14 protein-coding genes are annotated in these 17,734 nt (G+C 55.4%); 9 read left to right on the forward strand and 5 right to left on the reverse strand.

All coding sequences use genetic code 11. The features are described 5' to 3' along the window. Window positions 1-27 precede the first annotated feature (27 nt). From CE636_RS13625 to CE636_RS13645, 5 genes are all read left to right on the forward strand, one after another. Entirely contained in the window at window positions 28-981 is a 954-nt protein-coding gene (locus CE636_RS13625) for a hydroxyacid dehydrogenase (protein ID WP_004204934.1), read from the forward strand. A gap of 10 nt (window positions 982-991) precedes the next feature. Beyond that, a complete protein-coding gene (locus tag CE636_RS13630; RefSeq protein WP_004204935.1) occupies window positions 992-1,690 on the forward strand; it encodes a dimethylmenaquinone methyltransferase in 699 nt (232 codons plus the stop codon). 64 nt (window positions 1,691-1,754) lie between these two features. After that, window positions 1,755-3,149, forward strand: coding sequence for a DASS family sodium-coupled anion symporter (locus CE636_RS13635; protein WP_025999215.1), 1,395 nt, complete (start codon window positions 1,755-1,757; stop codon window positions 3,147-3,149). A 12-nt stretch (window positions 3,150-3,161) separates the two neighbouring features. After that, the gene (locus CE636_RS13640) at window positions 3,162-4,325 is read left to right on the forward strand and encodes a metallo-dependent hydrolase (RefSeq protein WP_012540369.1); all 1,164 of its coding nucleotides are present in this window, start codon (window positions 3,162-3,164) and stop codon (window positions 4,323-4,325) included. Window positions 4,326-4,466: 141 nt separating this feature from the next. After that, window positions 4,467-6,350: a sigma 54-interacting transcriptional regulator gene (locus tag CE636_RS13645; RefSeq protein ID WP_017899994.1), complete on the forward strand. Its 1,884-nt coding sequence runs from the start codon at window positions 4,467-4,469 to the stop codon at window positions 6,348-6,350. A gap of 31 nt (window positions 6,351-6,381) precedes the next feature. On the opposite strand, the gene CE636_RS13650 is transcribed toward CE636_RS13645, so the two are convergent. Then, the gene (locus CE636_RS13650) at window positions 6,382-7,575 is read right to left on the reverse strand and encodes an NAD(P)/FAD-dependent oxidoreductase (protein ID WP_004204939.1); all 1,194 of its coding nucleotides are present in this window, start codon (window positions 7,573-7,575) and stop codon (window positions 6,382-6,384) included. Between the two features lie 229 nt (window positions 7,576-7,804). Between CE636_RS13650 and pitA the strand changes: the two genes are divergently transcribed. Then, window positions 7,805-9,301 carry an inorganic phosphate transporter PitA gene (gene pitA, locus CE636_RS13655; RefSeq protein ID WP_004204940.1) on the forward strand — a complete coding sequence of 499 codons (1,497 nt, stop codon included), beginning with the start codon at window positions 7,805-7,807 and terminating at the stop codon, window positions 9,299-9,301. 58 nt (window positions 9,302-9,359) lie between these two features. Here pitA and uspB read toward each other — a convergent pair whose 3' ends face one another. Next, window positions 9,360-9,695 carry a universal stress protein UspB gene (gene uspB / locus CE636_RS13660; RefSeq protein ID WP_002921203.1) on the reverse strand — a complete coding sequence of 112 codons (336 nt, stop codon included), beginning with the start codon at window positions 9,693-9,695 and terminating at the stop codon, window positions 9,360-9,362. A 382-nt stretch (window positions 9,696-10,077) separates the two neighbouring features. Between uspB and uspA the strand changes: the two genes are divergently transcribed. After that, window positions 10,078-10,515 (forward strand): universal stress protein UspA, encoded by a 438-nt coding sequence (gene uspA, locus CE636_RS13665; protein WP_004145166.1) that lies wholly within the window; start codon window positions 10,078-10,080, stop codon window positions 10,513-10,515. A 255-nt stretch (window positions 10,516-10,770) separates the two neighbouring features. Further along, window positions 10,771-12,243, forward strand: a complete 1,473-nt coding sequence (dtpB, locus tag CE636_RS13670; RefSeq protein ID WP_004204941.1) for a dipeptide/tripeptide permease DtpB — start codon at window positions 10,771-10,773, stop codon at window positions 12,241-12,243. Window positions 12,244-12,388: 145 nt separating this feature from the next. Here dtpB and rsmJ read toward each other — a convergent pair whose 3' ends face one another. The 3 genes from rsmJ to CE636_RS13685 form a co-directional block, all read right to left on the reverse strand. After that, the gene (gene rsmJ / locus CE636_RS13675; RefSeq protein ID WP_004204942.1) at window positions 12,389-13,141 is read right to left on the reverse strand and encodes a 16S rRNA (guanine(1516)-N(2))-methyltransferase RsmJ; all 753 of its coding nucleotides are present in this window, start codon (window positions 13,139-13,141) and stop codon (window positions 12,389-12,391) included. A gap of 7 nt (window positions 13,142-13,148) precedes the next feature. After that, entirely contained in the window at window positions 13,149-15,191 is a 2,043-nt protein-coding gene (gene prlC, locus CE636_RS13680) for an oligopeptidase A (RefSeq protein WP_004204943.1), read from the reverse strand. A gap of 182 nt (window positions 15,192-15,373) precedes the next feature. Continuing rightward, window positions 15,374-16,645: an acid phosphatase gene (locus CE636_RS13685; protein WP_017899995.1), complete on the reverse strand. Its 1,272-nt coding sequence runs from the start codon at window positions 16,643-16,645 to the stop codon at window positions 15,374-15,376. Window positions 16,646-16,838: 193 nt separating this feature from the next. On the opposite strand from CE636_RS13685, the gene CE636_RS13690 reads away from it, so the two are divergent. Next, the gene (locus CE636_RS13690; RefSeq protein ID WP_004204945.1) at window positions 16,839-17,681 is read left to right on the forward strand and encodes a 23S rRNA (adenine(2030)-N(6))-methyltransferase RlmJ; all 843 of its coding nucleotides are present in this window, start codon (window positions 16,839-16,841) and stop codon (window positions 17,679-17,681) included. The last annotated feature ends 53 nt before the right edge of the window (window positions 17,682-17,734 follow it).

Raw genomic sequence — 17,734 nt, forward strand, 5'->3', positions numbered from 1 at the left:
CACGTAAACAACACTGGAGAAATTGACATGACGTATAAAATTCTACTCCCGCAAGAGATCATGGCCGAAGGGAGAGAGTATCTGGAAAGCCGGGGTTATCAGCTAATTAATGGTTCCGGGATGGAAGAGGAAGATATCATCCGCGATATCGGCGACTGCGACGGTATCATCGTGCGCCTGTCAAAAATGTCCGACCGCGTTTTTGAAGCGGCTAAAAAGCTCAAAGTGGTGGCCCGCCATGGCGCAGGTTACGATACCGTAGATTTGGAGTCCGCCAAACGTCATGGCGTTGTGGTATTAAATGCCCCGATAGCCAACAGCATGTCAGTTGCGGAACTGACCATATTTTATATGCTGCACTGCTCACGTAATTTCAAGCTGGTCGAAGAAAAAATGCTTGAAGATTATTACTGGGCAAAACTGCGCACCCCGAAAGTTGAACTTGATGGTAAAACCCTGGGTTTAATTGGCGTAGGAAATATCGGCTCGCGCGTCGCGTTAAAAGCATTGCACGGCTTTAATATGAAAGTCATTGCCTATGATCCCTATAAAACGCAGCAGCAGATCCCCGAGGGTGTCGAACTGACTGACGATTTCGACCGAATTTTCAAAGAGAGTGATTTCGTTTCGCTGCACTGCCCAACAACAGCGGAAACCACCGACTTCGTCGGCGAAAAACAGTTCTCGATGATGAAGCCCAGCGCCTATTTCATTAATACCGCCCGCGGCAAACTCGTCGATGAGCGCGCACTTTATCACGCCTTAAGCCAGCAAATTATCGCCGGCGCCGGTGTTGATGTTTTGAAGAAAGAACCCTTCGATGCCAACGATCCTATTTTCGCGCTGAGCAATATCGTCATCGGCCCCCATATCGGTGCCGCCACTATCGAAGCAACCGACAGGGCGTCTCTTCATTCCGCCATCGGCATTGACGAAGTGTTATCGGGTAAAAAACCGTCCTGGCCGGTCCCAGGTTTTTAAGGAGCAAGAGATGACTATTGGTAACCGTGTATTTTTAAAACGTCCGGTGGGAAATATTGCCCTGCTGAAAGAATATGAGCACCTGCCGGCGGCAAATATTGCTGACACCATGAACCGTATCGCGGTATTAGGCAACGGCATCAAGCGTATTTCCTCACCCCAAAAACCGATTATGGCCGGCTTCGCCATTACGGTAAAAGCTCGCGCCGGCGACAATTTGATGCTCCATGCCGCCCTGGATATGGCGGGAGAAAATGACGTCATCGTGGTCTCCAACGAAGGGGATCGCTCGCGGGCATTGATGGGCGAAATCATGGTGGCGTATGCCCATCACATGAAGAAAATTGCCGGTATCGTGCTGGACGGGCCGATTCGCGATATCGACGCCCTATCGGTGCTTGATTTTCCGCTCTATGCCACAGGCTCGAATCCGGCAGGCCCTTTCAAAATGGGACCCGGGGAAGTGAATACCCCCATTGCCGTGGGCGGCGTCGCTGTCTGCCCTGGCGATTTAATTGTCGGCGATGCGGATGGCGTCATTGTCATCCCACTGAGCGATGCAGAAACGGTGCTGGATAAAGCGAAAGAGTACGCCAAATTCGATGCCAGCAAAGTGGACGCCGCCAAAAACGGTACCGCCAATCGTCAATGGGTTAAAAAATCGCTGGATGCAACGGGCGTCGAATTTATCGACGACACGTATCGTTAATTCGATTAAATAATATAAGCCACGGTGGTTTATCTGCCGTGGCCTTAAAGCAAAGGTAACAAAAATGCTTTATTTAAAACTCTTGCCGATTATCTTTTTCCCTGTTTTATTTTGGATAATACCGCATCCGGAAGGCGTTGCCGCCCCGACATGGCATATGGTTGGCATTTATCTGGCCATGCTCTGTGGCTTGGTTTTACGCCCGTTTACCGACGCGGTGATTATGCTGATTATTCTGGGATTCGCCTCTCTGGTACTCGACCCCGGTCCACTATTCGCTGGATTTGGCAGCCCGATGGTATGGTTTATTATCAGCGCTTTTATTATTTGCAAAGCGTTTGTCATTACCGGGTTAGGTAAACGCATTGCTTATCTGTTACTCAAACGCTACGGCAAAAATACCCTGACGCTCGGCTATCTGATGATGGTCACCGATACCGTACTGGCCCCGGCGACCGGTTCAAACATGTCGCGTTCGGGAGGGATCACCTACCCCATTTTCAGGAATATCGCCGAAGCGCTTGGCTCGAAGCCCGACGACGGTAGCCGCAAAATCGGTGCCTATCTGACTATCCTGATGTACGTCGTCTCGATGGGGACCTCCAGCCTGTTCCTGACCGGGATGGCCACCAACTCGATCACCGTTTCATTAGCCAATGAAATTATGAAGGTCAATCTTGAGTGGATGACCTGGTTTAAAGCCGCCGTTGTCCCGGCGGGACTGGTGCTCATTCTGGCGCCCTGGATCCTGTATAAAATCTATGCCCCGGAACTCAAAGTTATTGAGAACGTGAACGAAATTGCGGAAAAAGGCCTCAATGAATTAGGCCCGGTCAAACGCGAAGAGAAGCTGTTGATCGTGTTCTTTATTCTCGGCGTGTTAGGCTGGATGACCGGGTCTATCACCGGTATTGCCTTTATTCCGGTAGGGCTCGCCTTCCTCGCCTGTCTGCTGCTTTTCGGCGTCCTGAGCTGGAATGACGTGGTCAGCGAAAAATCAGCCTGGCAGACCTTTGTCTGGTACGGCGCCTTCTACGGTTGCGCGGTGGCGCTGTCAAAAGGGGGCTTCTATGTTTACCTGGTCGACGTGATTAAAAATTATCTCGATCTCTCGCATTTGAGTGAAATCAGCGCGATTGCCGTGCTGGTGTTTATCAGCCTTGCGGTCCGCTATTTCTTCGTCTCAAACAGCGCCTTTGTGGTCTCTTTCTATCCGGTACTTTTTACCCTGGGTATGACCACGCAGGCACATCCGATGTACGTCGCGCTCTCCCTGGCCTTCTCCGCAGGCTATGGCGCTTTATTGACCCACTATGGCAATGGGGCTGGTGTATTTACGTTCTCCAGCGGCTACGTGCCACAGAAAACCTTCTGGATGCTCGGCACCATTATGGTTGTGGTGAACGTGTTAATCTTCTTCTTTATCGGTATTCCTTACTGGAAGCTTATCGGCATCTGACAGGAGCATAAAATGAAACTGGATATAGTCATTAAAAACGGCCAGATCGCCGATATTGAAAACCGTACTTATATCAACGCCGATATTGGTATTAAGGGTAACCGCATCGTTGATATTTCTCATCATAGCGACCTGCAGGCTGAAACCGTTATTGATGCGTCGGGCTGTATCATTCTTCCCGGCCTCATCGATTTTCATGGCCATGTTTTCCATGGCGGAACGGCGATTAGCGTTAACCCTGATATCGTCTGTTTACCAAACGGCGTCACCAGCATGGTCGATGCCGGGAGCAGCGGATGGGTCAACTATTCGCTATTTCGTAATAGCGTGATCCATCCGGCGATGGTGAAAATTAAGAGCTATTTAAACGTGGTCAATGTTGGCCTCTCCACCCTCGGTGGCGGGCCCACCGGCTACCTTGAAAATACCAATCCGGCCAATTACAACGAGGAAAAAATTGCCCAGACGCTGAATGACAATAGAGACAACATCCTGGGTTTGAAATTACGCTATAGCCAGGATATCGCCCGAGGCAAACAGTATGCCAGCGATCCGCTGTTAGCCACGGTCGCCCTCGCACGCAAACTGGAAACCTCGATTTGCGTGCATGTCACCGACTCCCTGTTGTGCGCCGATGAACTGATCCGCTATTTTGAAGAGGGTGACATCTATGCACACTGTTTCCACGGTACCGGTCATTCTATTCTCAACGAACAAGGGCAGGTGTATGCCGCCATCAAAGAAGCACAGTCCAGGGGGGTGATCTTCGATTGTTCAAACGGTGTCGCCCACTTTGATTTCAAGGTGGCGCAATCGGCGATGGAGCAGGGATTCTACCCTGATATCATCAGTACCGATTTAACCCTGCGCAATAGCTTGCGTACTGATAAGGTCTATAGCCTGCTGCATGTGATGTCGAAATATCTCAATATGGGCATGCCGTTCTTTGACGTTATCCGCGCCGTGACCGCCACGCCGGCTCGCCTGATGAAAATGCAGGGGCAGATTGGTACCCTGGCGGCAAACGCTATTGCCGATATTTCCATTGTGAAATTACGCAAAGATAAGATCACCTTTGAAGATACCCGGGGAAAAACCCTGGAGGGTGATTGCTACCTCGATAACTGCGCCACTATCTGTAACGGACAGATTGTTTATCGCCGTCTGCGTTTCTAATTCGCAAGCCACCAGCCATACGCCTTTCCAGGCGTATGGCTGGTATGATAAAACCCCTCTTCTATGACCTTCGTCATTATTTATCTGCGCCTTAAAATTATAATGATTTTAGCCAATCCTGAGCCGATAAGTGAATAATGTATGAAGAATAATGAAATTGTCATCTTCTCAGTTTCCAGCACCATTACCCAACGGATAATGAATGTTCTTATTGAGCGTAAACTGGAAATCCCCGTCTATGAATTTCGTTATTCTGACGTTCTCAACAAAGCTAATGAAATGATCCAGTCCGGCACCAGAATCATTATTAGCCGGGGCGGCACTGCGGCCCTGCTTCGCAATAACATCCCTATTCCGGTCATCGAAATTGCCCATGATTTTCATGGCGTATACCGCATCCTGCAGGAAGCCAAGAATAAATCACAGAAAATTGCCGCCATTGGTTTCCCTCAGTTTTGCCGGGCGCTGCGGCATTACCAAAGCATGACCAACGACGAGTTTAAAATCTGCCAGGTCTACAATCACCATGACATTGAAAATGTTATAAAAAATCTGTCAGAAAATGATTATCATATGGTCATTGGTGGTTTGACTGTCGCCGAAATGGCCAAGAAATACAATCTCAACGTTATTGAAGGCGACGCCGACAATAATTCCATTGAACAAGCCATTAATGAAGCTCATGGCTTACTAAAATATATTAATCGGGAAAATTTAAAGTTAGTCATGAGCCATGCGGCATTGAATCAATCACGCGAAGGCATTATGTGTGTTGATCAACTGGGTGAAATCATTAATATCAATGCTATCGGCATGACCTTATTTCAATGTCAGGTGGGTGACAAAATCTTTAAAAAAGAAGCTTTTAAAGATATCTATGCCAGCATGATTAATGAGTCCAACATCAAAGAGCAAACTATTGAAATTAATGGCACACTTGTTTGTATCTCAGTCCGTCATTTTTCCAATCGCCAAAACACCTATGCCATTATCACTGGCTTAAGCCAGGAAAGCACACTCTGGCAGCAGACTAACAGTAAAAAAAGTAAATTACGCGGCTATGCCACCAGCTATTCTTTTGACAATATTATTACGCAATCGCCGATCATGCATCAGGTGATACAAAAAGCCAGGCTGTGCGCTCAGCATGATCTTCCGGTCCATCTCTTAGGGGATACCGGCACGGGGAAGGAACTGTTTGCTCAGAGTATTCATCACGTCAGCGCCCGCAGCCATGGTCCTTTTATCGCCATCAACTGCGCGGCTATTCCGGAGAGCCTGCTGGAAAGTGAACTTTTCGGTTATGCCGAAGGCGCATTTACCAATGCGCGGAAGGGAGGCAAACCCGGGGTCTTTGAAATGGCCACTAACGGAACGGTATTTATCGATGAGATCAGTGAGGCCCCGCTGTCGGTCCAGGTGAAGCTGCTGCGCGTATTGCAGGAGAAGCAATTTTCCCGTCTTGGTGGCGACAGCCTGCTCTCAGCCGATTTTCGCCTGATCACCGCCAGCAATAAAGATCTGGGGCAGCTCATCGCCAGCGGGGAGTTCCGCCAGGATCTCTATTACCGAATCAATATCCTTGAACTGCAGCTCCCGCCATTACGCGAAAGACCTGAAGATATTATGGTGCTGATTCACCATCTTCTGCAGCAACAGAACAAGCACCTCACCTTTACCCCGGATGCCGTGAACTGCTTACAGAACTATGACTGGCCAGGCAATATCCGTGAGCTGCAGGCGGTCATTTATCGCCTCATCGTCTTGCTGGAGGGTGATACGGTGGATAAAGCGGTATTGCAGCAGATCAGTCACCTCTCATCGCCCTGTCACCAGGGCGTGTCTCTTGTGACTGACCTCGCGGTGGTCGCGGATGAGAGCGATCTGCTAAAAAAACAGGAGAAACAGCTGATCGCGAGCGTGATTGAAAAAACGGATGGCGACAGAACCAAAGCCTCGGCCATCCTCGGCATCAGTCCTACCACCCTGTGGCGTAAACTGAAGCAACATAACATCAGCGGATAAACCGAACCTGTCCGCCGGAATAAAACCGCCGTTACCCTTCCACCAGCGCCTGCGCGCAGGCCCAGGCGCTTGACCACGCCCACTGGAAGTTATAGCCGCCGAGCCAGCCGGTGACGTCCATCACTTCGCCGATAAAGTAGAGACCCGGCGCCTTACGCGCCTCCATGGTACGCGACGAGAGCTCATTGGTGTCCACGCCGCCGAGGGTCACTTCCGCCGTCCGGTAGCCTTCGGTGCCGTTCGGCTGCACGCGCCAGGCGGTCAGCGTCTCCACCAGCGCTTGCTGATCTCGAACGTTCAGCTGCTTCAGCGTAACATCAGGAATTTGCCCCAGCTGCTGCAGACACTCCACCAGCCGCTTCGGCAACTGCATCGCGAGGGTGTTTTTCAGGCTCTGGTTGGGATGCGCGCCGCGCTGCTCGTTAAGGAATTCCTCAAGATTGCAGTCCGGCAGCAGATTCACGGTGACGAACTCGCCGGGCTGCCAGTAGCTGGAAATTTGCAGCACCGCCGGTCCGGAAAGGCCGCGATGGGTGAACAGCAGATTTTCGCGGAACAGGGTGCCGTTCTCGGCGGTGATGGTCGACGGCACCGAGACGCCGGAGAGAACCTGGAGCTGCTCAAGCAGCGGCTTGTGCAGGGTAAACGGCACCAGACCCGCACGGGTCGGCAGCACCTTCAGGCCGAACTGTTCGGCGATTTTATAGCCAAACGGCGAGGCGCCGAGGCCCGGCATCGACAAGCCGCCGGAGGCGATCACCAGCTTTTTGGTCGCCAGCGTTTCGCCGTTCACCTGAAGCCGATAGCCTTGCTCGTCGCGCTCCACGCTGAGAATTTCGCTGCGCAGGCGGATCTGCACGCCGCCCTTTTCGCATTCCGCCAGCAACAGAGTGACGATCTGTTCCGCCGAATCATCGCAAAACAGCTGACCGAGGGTTTTCTCATGCCAGGCGATGCCATATTTGCCGACCAGCTCGATAAAGTCCCACTGGGTGTAGCGCGCCAGGGCAGATTTGCAAAAATGCGGGTTTTGGCTCAAATAGGCAGCCGGCTCGACATACATATTGGTAAAGTTGCAGCGGCCGCCGCCAGACATCAGAATTTTTCGCCCCGGCTTTTTGCCGTTGTCGAGCAGCAGGACGCGACAGCCGAGCTGCCCCGCCTGCGCTGCGCAAAACATTCCCGCCGCTCCGGCGCCAACGACAATGGCATCAAACCTTTCCACACCGCATTCCTCGTTCCCCAATTGTCGGGTTTTGTAAATATTTCACTCTGGTCACACCAGCGGGAAAAATCCCGCATTAGATACATCATTGAAAGATATAGGATTACTCCCAACAGGGTAAAACCTAAACAGGAAGAAAATCAAAAAAAGTCTATATTTCACTTTGCCCGCGCCGCTAAAGTCACTGATAATGCGCCGCGTTCATGTCCTCAAAATGGCGTAACGTCCTATGCTACATTTATTTGCCGGTCTGGATTTACATACCGGACTATTATTATTGCTTGCTTTAGCTTTTGTACTGTTTTACGAAGCGATTAACGGTTTCCATGATACCGCAAACGCGGTGGCTACGGTTATCTACACTCGCGCTATGCGCTCACAGCTCGCTGTGGCGATGGCGGCGCTCTTCAACTTCTTCGGCGTTCTGCTGGGCGGTCTCAGCGTAGCCTATGCCATCGTGCATATGCTGCCGACCGATCTGCTGCTTAACATGGGTTCCGCGCATGGCCTCGCCATGGTGTTCTCTATGCTGCTGGCGGCGATCATCTGGAACCTCGGGACCTGGTACTTCGGTCTTCCGGCATCCAGTTCTCATACCCTGATCGGCGCCATCATCGGTATTGGTTTAACCAATGCGCTGATGACAGGCACCTCCGTGGTTGATGCGTTGAATATCCCGAAAGTCATCGGCATTTTTGGTTCGCTTATCATCTCGCCTATCGTTGGTCTGGTGATTGCGGGCGGCCTGATTTTCCTGCTGCGCCGCTACTGGAGCGGCACCAAAAAACGGGCGCGTATCCACCTGACCCCGGCGGAGCGTGAAAAGAAAGACGGCAAGAAAAAGCCGCCGTTCTGGACCCGTATCGCCCTGATCCTGTCCGCTATCGGCGTGTCGTTCTCTCACGGCGCTAACGATGGACAGAAAGGCATTGGTCTGGTGATGCTGGTCCTGATCGGCGTCGCCCCGGCAGGCTTCGTGGTGAATATGAACGCCTCCGGTTACGAAATCACCCGTACCCGCGATGCGGTCAACAACGTGGAAACCTTCTTCCAGCAGCGCCCTGACCTGCTGAAGAAAGCCACCGGCGTTGACCAGCTGGTTCCCTCTCCGGACACCAATACCGCGGCCAACGGCGAGTTTCATTGCCATCCGGCGAACACCATCAACGCCCTTGACCGCGTGAAGACCATGCTGACCGGCGTTGAGAACTACGAGTCGCTAAAACCGGAACAGCGCGGCCAGCTGCGTCGCATCATGCTCTGCATCTCCGACACTACCGACAAAGTGGCGAAACTGCCGGACGTGAGCGCTGACGACCAGCGTCTGCTGAAGAAACTGAAAACCGATATGCTGAGCACCATCGAGTACGCGCCAATCTGGATTATCATGGCGGTCGCGCTGGCGCTGGGTATTGGTACCATGATCGGCTGGCGCCGCGTGGCGACCACCATCGGTGAGAAGATCGGTAAGAAGGGTATGACCTACGCCCAGGGGATGTCGGCGCAGATGACCGCAGCGGTCTCAATCGGTCTGGCGAGCTACACCGGGATGCCAGTTTCCACCACCCACGTGCTTTCCTCCTCGGTAGCGGGGACGATGCTGGTGGATGGCGGTGGTCTGCAGAAAAAGACGGTAACCAGCATTCTGATGGCCTGGGTACTGACCCTGCCGGCAGCGATTATCCTTTCAGGCGTCCTTTACTGGCTCTCCCTGAAGCTGATTTAAGCGTTATTCGTTCAAAACGGGCCAGCTTGCTGGCCCGTTTTTTATTCTGAAAATATCGTTAGTGCCAGATCATCAGCGCAATCAGGCTCACCACCACCAGGCCGCACAGGGCGCTGGTCAGAATAAACTGGCGACGAACACGTTCGCAGCGACGAATAAATTCATCGTCATGATGGTCACGGTAGCGCTGGGCATAGATATACCAGACCAGCCGCATCTGTTTGCTGGGCTGCCCGTGCGAGGTAAAAAAGCCGCCGCCATCGACGTACTGATAGAGCAAGGGATCGCAACCACGTAGCACAACCAATAATGCACGCAACGATGAGAAGTAGCGTGCCATATTCACCACACAAACGACACACAGGGCCCAAAACAGCGCAATAGTGCTGATCATACCTCCTCCCCGGCGACCCGCCCACGGAGAAACCCTCCGCGGCTACCGCTCCCCAAATAACCGACGACAATACCGTAAAGAGTGCGATTCCGATCACATTTATTTTTCCGACCGGCTCATTAAATAGTGTAGGAGATCCATTAATTTTTTTACCACAAGGTTATTCGTTATCAATACGTAAGACGGATAAATTTGTTTAGCTTTTAGGTGAACCCAGTGCATTGACGGAGTGCGGGGGGCGCTATAAGGTAAGAAATATCTTCTACAATGAAGTCCTTAAAGGCTACCCTCCCGCGAATGTAGCACGCAGGACGCGGGCGAAACGGCAGCGCCAGCTGTCAGGTCCAATGGTCATCGACAAACTTATGGAAGGAGTAACACTATGGCTTACAAACATATTCTGATTGCAGTAGACCTGTCCCCGGAGAGTAAAGTACTGGTTGAAAAAGCCGTTTCTATGGCCCGCCCTTATAACGCGAAAGTCTCCCTGATCCACGTGGATGTCAATTACTCCGACCTCTACACCGGGCTGATTGACGTGAACCTCGGCGATATGCAAAAACGCATCTCCGAAGAGACCCATCACGCGCTGACCGAGCTCTCGACCAACGCCGGCTACCCGATCACTGAGACCCTGAGCGGCAGCGGCGACCTCGGTCAGGTGCTGGTCGATGCGATTAAAAAATACGATATGGACCTGGTGGTCTGCGGCCATCATCAGGACTTCTGGAGCAAGCTGATGTCCTCTGCCCGTCAGCTGATCAACACCGTCCATGTCGACATGCTGATCGTCCCGCTGCGCGACGAAGAAGACGAATAACCCTCCCGTTGTGTCATGCCAGACGCCCGCCGCTGCGGGCGTTTTTATTTTCGCTTCCGCCCCGCCAGACAACAGAGCTTAAATCTATAAAAAAGCCATTCAATTAGTGTGATCAGCCAGTTATTCACTGAAACATCTATATAATAATCTACTCATTAAGCCAATAACCGCAGCATGGCGAGTTATCAGACATTTTCGGCGCGTTCTGGCATACGCGTTCATACTTTTTGGGAAAGTAATACAAGGCGAAGGAATATGAATACAACTGCACCTACGGGCTTGCTGCAGCAACCTCGTCCGTTCTTCATGATCTTCTTTGTGGAGCTCTGGGAACGTTTTGGCTATTACGGCGTTCAGGGGATCCTGGCGGTCTTCTTTGTTAAACAGTTGGGCTTCTCTCAGGAACAGGCCTTTATCACCTTCGGCGCCTTCGCGGCGCTGGTTTACGGGCTGATCTCGATCGGCGGCTACGTGGGCGACCATTTGCTGGGGACCAAACGTACCCTGGTGCTCGGCGCGGTTGTGCTGGCTATCGGCTACTTTATGACCGGGATGTCGCTGCTGAAACCGCAGCTGATCTTTATCGCCCTCGGCACCATCGCCGTCGGCAACGGTTTGTTTAAAGCCAACCCGGCGAGCCTGCTGTCAAAATGCTATCCGCCGAAGGATGCCCGTCTCGACGGGGCGTTCACCCTGTTTTATATGTCGATAAACATCGGTTCGCTGCTGTCGCTGTCGCTGGCGCCGGTGATCGCGGAAAAGTTTGGCTACGCGGTGACCTATAACCTGTGCGGCGCGGGGCTGATTATCGCGCTGCTGGTCTACTTCGCCTGCCGCGGGATGGTAAAAGATATTGGCTCCGAGCCCGATCACCGCCCCCTCAGCCTGCGCAATCTGGCACTGGTGCTGGCCGGTACGGTGGTAATGATTTTTCTCTGCGCCTGGCTGATGCATAACGTGATGATCGCCAACCTGGTGCTGATTGTCCTGTCGGTCGTGGTCATTGCGTTCTTTTTCCGCGAGGCGTTTCGCCTTGATAAAACCGGGCGCAACAAAATGTTCGTCGCCTTTATCCTGATGATCGAGGCGGTGCTGTTTTACATTCTCTACGCCCAGATGCCGACCTCGCTGAACTTCTTCGCCATCAACAACGTCCATCATCAGATCCTGGGTTTTACCATCAACCCGGTCAGCTTCCAGGCGCTGAACCCCTTCTGGGTGGTGGTGGCCAGCCCGGTGCTGGCGGCGATTTACACCCATCTCGGTCATAAGGGTAAAGACCTGACCATGCCGGTGAAATTTACCCTCGGGATGTTCCTCTGCGCGCTGGGCTTCCTGACCGCCGCGGCCGCCGGGATGTGGTTCGCCGACGCCCAGGGATTAACCTCGCCGTGGTTTATTGTGCTGGTTTATCTGTTCCAGAGCCTGGGCGAGCTGCTGATCAGCGCCCTGGGGCTGGCGATGGTCGCCGCGCTGGTGCCGCAGCATCTGATGGGCTTTATTCTGGGGATGTGGTTCCTGACCCAGGCCGCCGCGTTCCTGCTCGGCGGCTATGTGGCGACCTTCACCGCGGTGCCGGAAAATATCACCGACCCGCTGCAGACGCTGCCGGTTTACACCAGCGTGTTCAGTAAAATTGGCCTGGTGACCCTGGGGGTCACGGTGGTGATGGCGCTGATGGTGCCTTGGCTGAACCGGATGATTAATACCCCGGCCAGCGCCGAGTAACCGTTTAAGATGGCCGATCCGCACTGGCGCCGTTTGTTCAAATATTACGGTTCCCGGCTTGCGCTACGCTGAGCCGGGCTACAATGCGGTAGCCCGGATAAGGCGCGTTGCGCCGCTATCCGGGAGATACCACCACGGCGTAATATTACTCCGGTGTGCCGGCGTAGATATCAAACCGATGCCCTTTGGTCACCACCGCGTTCGGCGTGGCGACTTCCGCCAGCGGCGGCGCGTAATCCGGGCGCTTTACCACCACCCGTTTGGTCGCCAGCTGGCGCGCCGGGGCCAGCAGGCCATCGGCGTCTAAATCAGGCCCCACCAGCGACTGAAAAACGCGCATCTCTTTCTTCACCAGCGCGCTTTTCTGCTTATGCGGGAACATCGGGTCGAGGTAGACCACCTGCGGACGCGGGGTGATATCGGTCAGCGCCGTCAGGCTGGAGGCGTGGATCAGCTGCAGCCGCTCCTGCAGCCAGCCGCCGATTTCCGCATCGGCATAGCCGCGGGCCAGACCATCGTCGAGCAGCGCGGCGACCACCGGATTGCGCTCCAGCATCCGCACGCGGCAGCCGACCGACGCCAGCACGAAGGCATCGCGCCCCAGGCCGGCGGTGGCGTCAACCACATCCGGCAGATAATCGCCTTTAATGCCCACCGCTTTGGCTACCGCTTCACCGCGGCCGCCGCCAAACTTGCGCCGGTGGGCCATCGCCCCGCCGACGAAATCGACGAAGATACCGCCAAGCTTAGGCTCATCGCGCTTACGCAGCTCCAGATGCTCAGCGGTCAACACCAGCGCCATCAGGTTATCGTCATCCTGCTCCAGCCCCCAGCGGGCGGCTAAAACAGATAAGGCGCCGTCTCCGGCGCCCGTTTCATCAATTAAGCAGATCTTCACGTAGCAATCAGCCTTTGATCCCGTAATGCTCAAGCATCGCGTCCAGCTGCGGCTCGCGCCCGCGGAAGCGTTTGAACAGCTCCATCGGCTCTTCGGAACCGCCGCGGCTCAGGATATTGTCGAGGAACGACTGACCGGTTTCACGGTTGAAAATCCCCTCTTCTTCGAAGCGTGAGAAGGCGTCTGCCGCCAGCACGTCGGCCCACAGGTAGCTGTAGTAACCTGCCGCATAGCCGCCAGCGAAGATGTGGCTGAAGGCGTGCGGGAAGCGGCCCCAGGTCGGCCCCGGCACCACGGCGACCTGCTTTTTAATCTCCGCCAGGGTCTCAAGGATTTTCGCTCCCTGCTCCGGTTTGTACTCCGCATGCAGGCGGAAATCGAACAGGCCGAACTCCAGCTGGCGCAGAATAAACATCGCCGCCTGGTAGTTTTTCGCCGCCAGCATTTTCTCCAGCAGCGCCTGCGGCAGCGGTTCACCGGTTTCATAATGACCGGAGATAAAGGCCAGCGCTTCCGGCTCCCAGCACCAGTTTTCCATAAACTGGCTCGGCAGCTCGACCGCGTCCCACGGCACCCCGCTGATGCCGGAAACCCCGGCGGTATCGATGCGGGTCAGCATGTGGTGCAGACCGTGGCCGAACTCGTGGAACAGGGTGATCACTTCGTCGTGGGTGAACAGCGCCGGTTTGCCGTTGACCGGACGGTTGAAGTTACAGGTCAGGTAGGCGACCGGCTTCTGCAGGGAGCCATCCAGCTTACGCATCTGGCCGACGCAGTCGTCCATCCACGCCCCGCCGCGCTTGTGCTCGCGGGCATACAGGTCGAGATAGAAGCTGCCGCGCAGCTCGTTGTGTTCGTCATACAGCTCGAAGAAGCGCACTTCCGGATGCCACACGTCGACATCGGTACGCTCTTTGGCGGTAATGCCATAAATGCGCTTCACCACTTCGAACAGACCGTTAACGGCTTTGTTTTCCGGGAAATAGGGGCGCAGCTGCTCATCGCTGATGCTGTAGAGATGCTGTTTCTGTTTTTCGCTGTAGTAAGCGATGTCCCACGGCTGCAGCTCTTCGACGCCGAACTCGGTTTTAGCGAAAGCGCGCAGCTGGGCCAGCTCTTTTTCGCCCTGTGGACGGGCGCGTTTTGCCAGGTCGGTGAGGAAGTCGAGCACCTGCTGCGGATCCTCCGCCATTTTGGTGGCGAGGGATTTAAAGGCGTAGCTGTCAAAGCCCAGCAGCTGCGCCAGCTCGTGGCGCAGAGCGAGGATCTCCGCCATCACCGGGCTGTTATCCCATTTCCCGGCGTTCGGCCCCTGATCGGAGGCGCGGGTGGAATAGGCGCGGTACATCTCTTCGCGCAGCGCCTGATTGTCGCAGTAGGTCATCACCGGCAGGTAGCTCGGGATATCCAGAGTCAGCAGATACCCTTCCTGCTCTTTGGCCTGGGCCTGCGCCTGAGCGGCGGCCAGCGCGCTTTCCGGCATACCGGCCAGATCGGCGACGTCGGTCACCAGCTTGTTCCAGCCCATGGTGGCGTCAAGGACGTTGTTGCTGTACTGGTTGCCCAGCTCAGAGAGGCGCGCGGCGATTTCACCGTAGCGTTTCTGCGCCTCCGGCGGCAGGCCAATACCGGATAATTCGAAATCGCGCAGCGCGTTATCAACCGCTTTTTTCTGCGCGGTATTCAGCGTGGCGTAGTTATCGCCATCGCGCAGGTCGCGGTAGGCTTTATACAGGCCTTCATGCTGGCCGACCCAGGTGCTGTACTCGGAGAGCAGCGGCAGCGTCTGTTCGTAGGCCTCGCGCAGTTCCGGGCTGTTTTTTACCGAATTGAGATGGCTGACAGGCGAGAAGATGCGTCCCAGCACATCGTCCACTTCCGCCAGCGGCTGGCAAAGATTTTCCCAGCTATACGGCGCGCCGTGCGCCACCGCGCTTTCCACTGCGGCCCGGCAATCCTCCAGCGCTTTGGTGACCGCGGGGACCACGTGCTCTGGTTTGATCGCAGAAAAAGGCGGCAGGGAAAAAGGCGTCAGTAATGGATTGGTCATATGCGCTGTCCTGTTGAAAAGGGTGAGTGAAGCGCGCGTCCGGCGCTTATGCATGAGATCTAGAATGGGGGATAGTTGGGGGAATTTCAATGACGGGCGGTGCGTCAGCCTGGGTATTGCTGCGATAAGTCCGCCCGTTGCCGGAAAAACGCGGCACGCGGTGCAGCGTGCCGGAAACCGCATTAATGCCCTTTTTGCGCCATTTCCCAGGCCGCCGACAGATTTACCCGCTGCCAGAACTGCTGCTCGGGGGTGGCGCCGGACAGCGGGTAGCCCGCCGGCAGCGCGGTATTGACCATCAGCGCCCGACGCTGGGCCGCAGACAGCTGCGGCAGGGCAGCCTCCAGCAGCACTTCCGCCCCCTCCGGCACCTGCAGGCGCGGCTGCGGCCCCGTCTGCCGCGGCAGGTCGTAGGTCATGGTGAAACGAGTGAAATCACGCATCGCCGGATCGCGCCAGGGATCGTCTTTCACGCTGCTCTTCGCGCACTCGGCAAGCGATGTGCCGCAGGCTTTCGCCAGCGCGGCGCGCAGCTGATCGCGGGCTTCGTTAAATAATACCCGGTAGCGCGGATCGTTAAGATAATGGGCCACGTTGCGCTCGGCCACCATCCGCGAGCCGATCACATCCAGGGGATAGTGGACACCCAGCACGATGCGCGAATAGCCATAGCGTGCGCCGCGCGCCACCAGTGCGTCGAACCGCTCCGGGATCATCGCCGCCAGCAGCAGCGCATCAGTATAGCCAGTGTTGGTGTGACCGCTGGGGAACGAGCCGCCGTCGGCGGTATAGGGCTGGTTATCCTTCACCACCACGTCGTCCGGCACCAGGTGAATGGTGTTGCCCTGCACCAGAAACGGCCGCGGATTGTTGTAGTGCTTTTTCGCCTCGCCGGTGCTGACCTCCGAGGCTTTGATCAGCGCCGCCGCTTTCCCCAGCGCGCCCTGGTCATAGGCGGTCAGAAACGCGTTGCCCAGCCGCGGCCCCAGCGCGTCGCTGAGGAAGTAGAGGTAGCTAATCCCTTCCGCATCGGCCAGCGCCTGACGGCGGGTGGTCTGTACGGCGTCGCGGTTAATGGCGGTGACCGTCGCCAGATTCTGCTGCACGACGGTCTCCGGCAGGCTGCTGAACGCCGACAGCAGCGCAATGCCCGCCTGCTGATTGGTCCGGGTCTGGAAGTCATAGCCGCTGGCCTTCAGCCAGACGGTATCGGCCTGGGTTTTGTTTTGTTTCGCGTGCGCCAGCCGATCGCGTGTCAGCGCGGCGGCATCCCCCTGCAGAGCGTGGCGCAGCTGCGCCAGCGCCTGTTGCTCAAGATCGTCATACGCCTGGCTGGAGGCAGCCGGCGTCACGCGATTGGCGAGGGCCGCCGCCCTGTTCAGCGGGATGTCTTTAGCCAGAACCGGTTGCGCCAGCAGCAGCGCCACGGCCAGCAGCGAGAGTTGATTTTTCATTATTTTTCCTTTTATTCAAACAATTACCTTGCCTGTATCCGACGCTAGCGCGGCCGTTTGACGCTTTTATGACAGCGTTATGTTTTGCAACGCTTTTGGCAGAAATGAAACAGCGCGGCGGCGCAGCGGTAATCTCGGCCGATCTGCGGTAAACTATCGGTTAACTTGTTTATTTCCCGGAATCTCTGCATCCATGCTCAGTTATCGCCACAGCTTTCACGCAGGCAACCACGCCGACGTCCTCAAACACACCGTTCAGAGCCTGATCATCGAAGCGCTGAAAGAGAAAGAAAAACCGTTTCTCTACCTGGACACCCACGCCGGCGCGGGCCGCTATCAGCTGAGCGGCGAGCACGCCGAGCGTACCGGCGAGTATCTCGAAGGCATCGCCCGAATCTGGCAGCAGGACGACCTGCCGGCAGAGCTTGAGCCCTATATTTCGGTGGTCGAACACTTCAACCGTAACGGCCAGCTGCGCTACTACCCGGGCTCCCCGCTGATCGCCCGCCAGCTGCTCCGCGAGCAGGACAGCCTGCAGATGACCGAGCTGCACCCGAGCGACTTCCCGCTGCTGCGCGCCGAGTTCCAGAAAGACAGCCGCGCGCGCGTCGATAAAGCCGATGGCTACCAGCAGCTGAAAGCTAAGCTGCCGCCGGTCTCGCGCCGCGGTCTGATTCTGATCGACCCGCCGTACGAAATTAAAACCGACTATCAGGCGGTGGTGACCGGGATTAACGAAGGCTATAAACGCTTCGCCACCGGCACCTACGCGCTGTGGTATCCGGTGGTGCTGCGCGCGCAAATAAAACGCATGATCAAAGATTTAGAAGCCACAGGTATCCGCAAAATTCTGCAAATCGAGCTGGCGGTGCGTCCGGACAGCGACCAGCGCGGCATGACCGCCTCCGGGATGATCGTCATCAACCCGCCGTGGAAGCTGGAGCAGCAGATGAACAATGTGCTGCCGTGGCTACACAGCAAGCTGGTGCCGGCCGGTACCGGTCACACGACCGTCAGCTGGATCGTGCCGGAGTAATCGCAACCATCGGTGGAACCTTTTACGCCTCGCGCTACAATCGCGGCAATCAA

Source organism: Klebsiella sp. LY (assembly GCF_004010915.1).
GTDB classification, from domain to species: domain Bacteria; phylum Pseudomonadota; class Gammaproteobacteria; order Enterobacterales; family Enterobacteriaceae; genus Klebsiella; species Klebsiella quasipneumoniae.

Coding starts and splice junctions, on each gene's coding strand:
- CE636_RS13625 (WP_004204934.1), top strand. CDS start 28: ATGACGTATAAAATTCTACTCCCGCAAGAGATCATGGCCGAAGGGAGA.
- CE636_RS13630 (WP_004204935.1), top strand. CDS start 992: ATGACTATTGGTAACCGTGTATTTTTAAAACGTCCGGTGGGAAATATT.
- CE636_RS13635 (WP_025999215.1), top strand. CDS start 1,755: ATGCTTTATTTAAAACTCTTGCCGATTATCTTTTTCCCTGTTTTATTT.
- CE636_RS13640 (WP_012540369.1), top strand. CDS start 3,162: ATGAAACTGGATATAGTCATTAAAAACGGCCAGATCGCCGATATTGAA.
- CE636_RS13645 (WP_017899994.1), top strand. CDS start 4,467: ATGAAGAATAATGAAATTGTCATCTTCTCAGTTTCCAGCACCATTACC.
- pitA (WP_004204940.1), top strand. CDS start 7,805: ATGCTACATTTATTTGCCGGTCTGGATTTACATACCGGACTATTATTA.
- uspB (WP_002921203.1), bottom strand. CDS start 9,695: ATGATCAGCACTATTGCGCTGTTTTGGGCCCTGTGTGTCGTTTGTGTG.
- uspA (WP_004145166.1), top strand. CDS start 10,078: ATGGCTTACAAACATATTCTGATTGCAGTAGACCTGTCCCCGGAGAGT.
- dtpB (WP_004204941.1), top strand. CDS start 10,771: ATGAATACAACTGCACCTACGGGCTTGCTGCAGCAACCTCGTCCGTTC.
- prlC (WP_004204943.1), bottom strand. CDS start 15,191: ATGACCAATCCATTACTGACGCCTTTTTCCCTGCCGCCTTTTTCTGCG.
- CE636_RS13685 (WP_017899995.1), bottom strand. CDS start 16,645: ATGAAAAATCAACTCTCGCTGCTGGCCGTGGCGCTGCTGCTGGCGCAA.
- CE636_RS13690 (WP_004204945.1), top strand. CDS start 16,839: ATGCTCAGTTATCGCCACAGCTTTCACGCAGGCAACCACGCCGACGTC.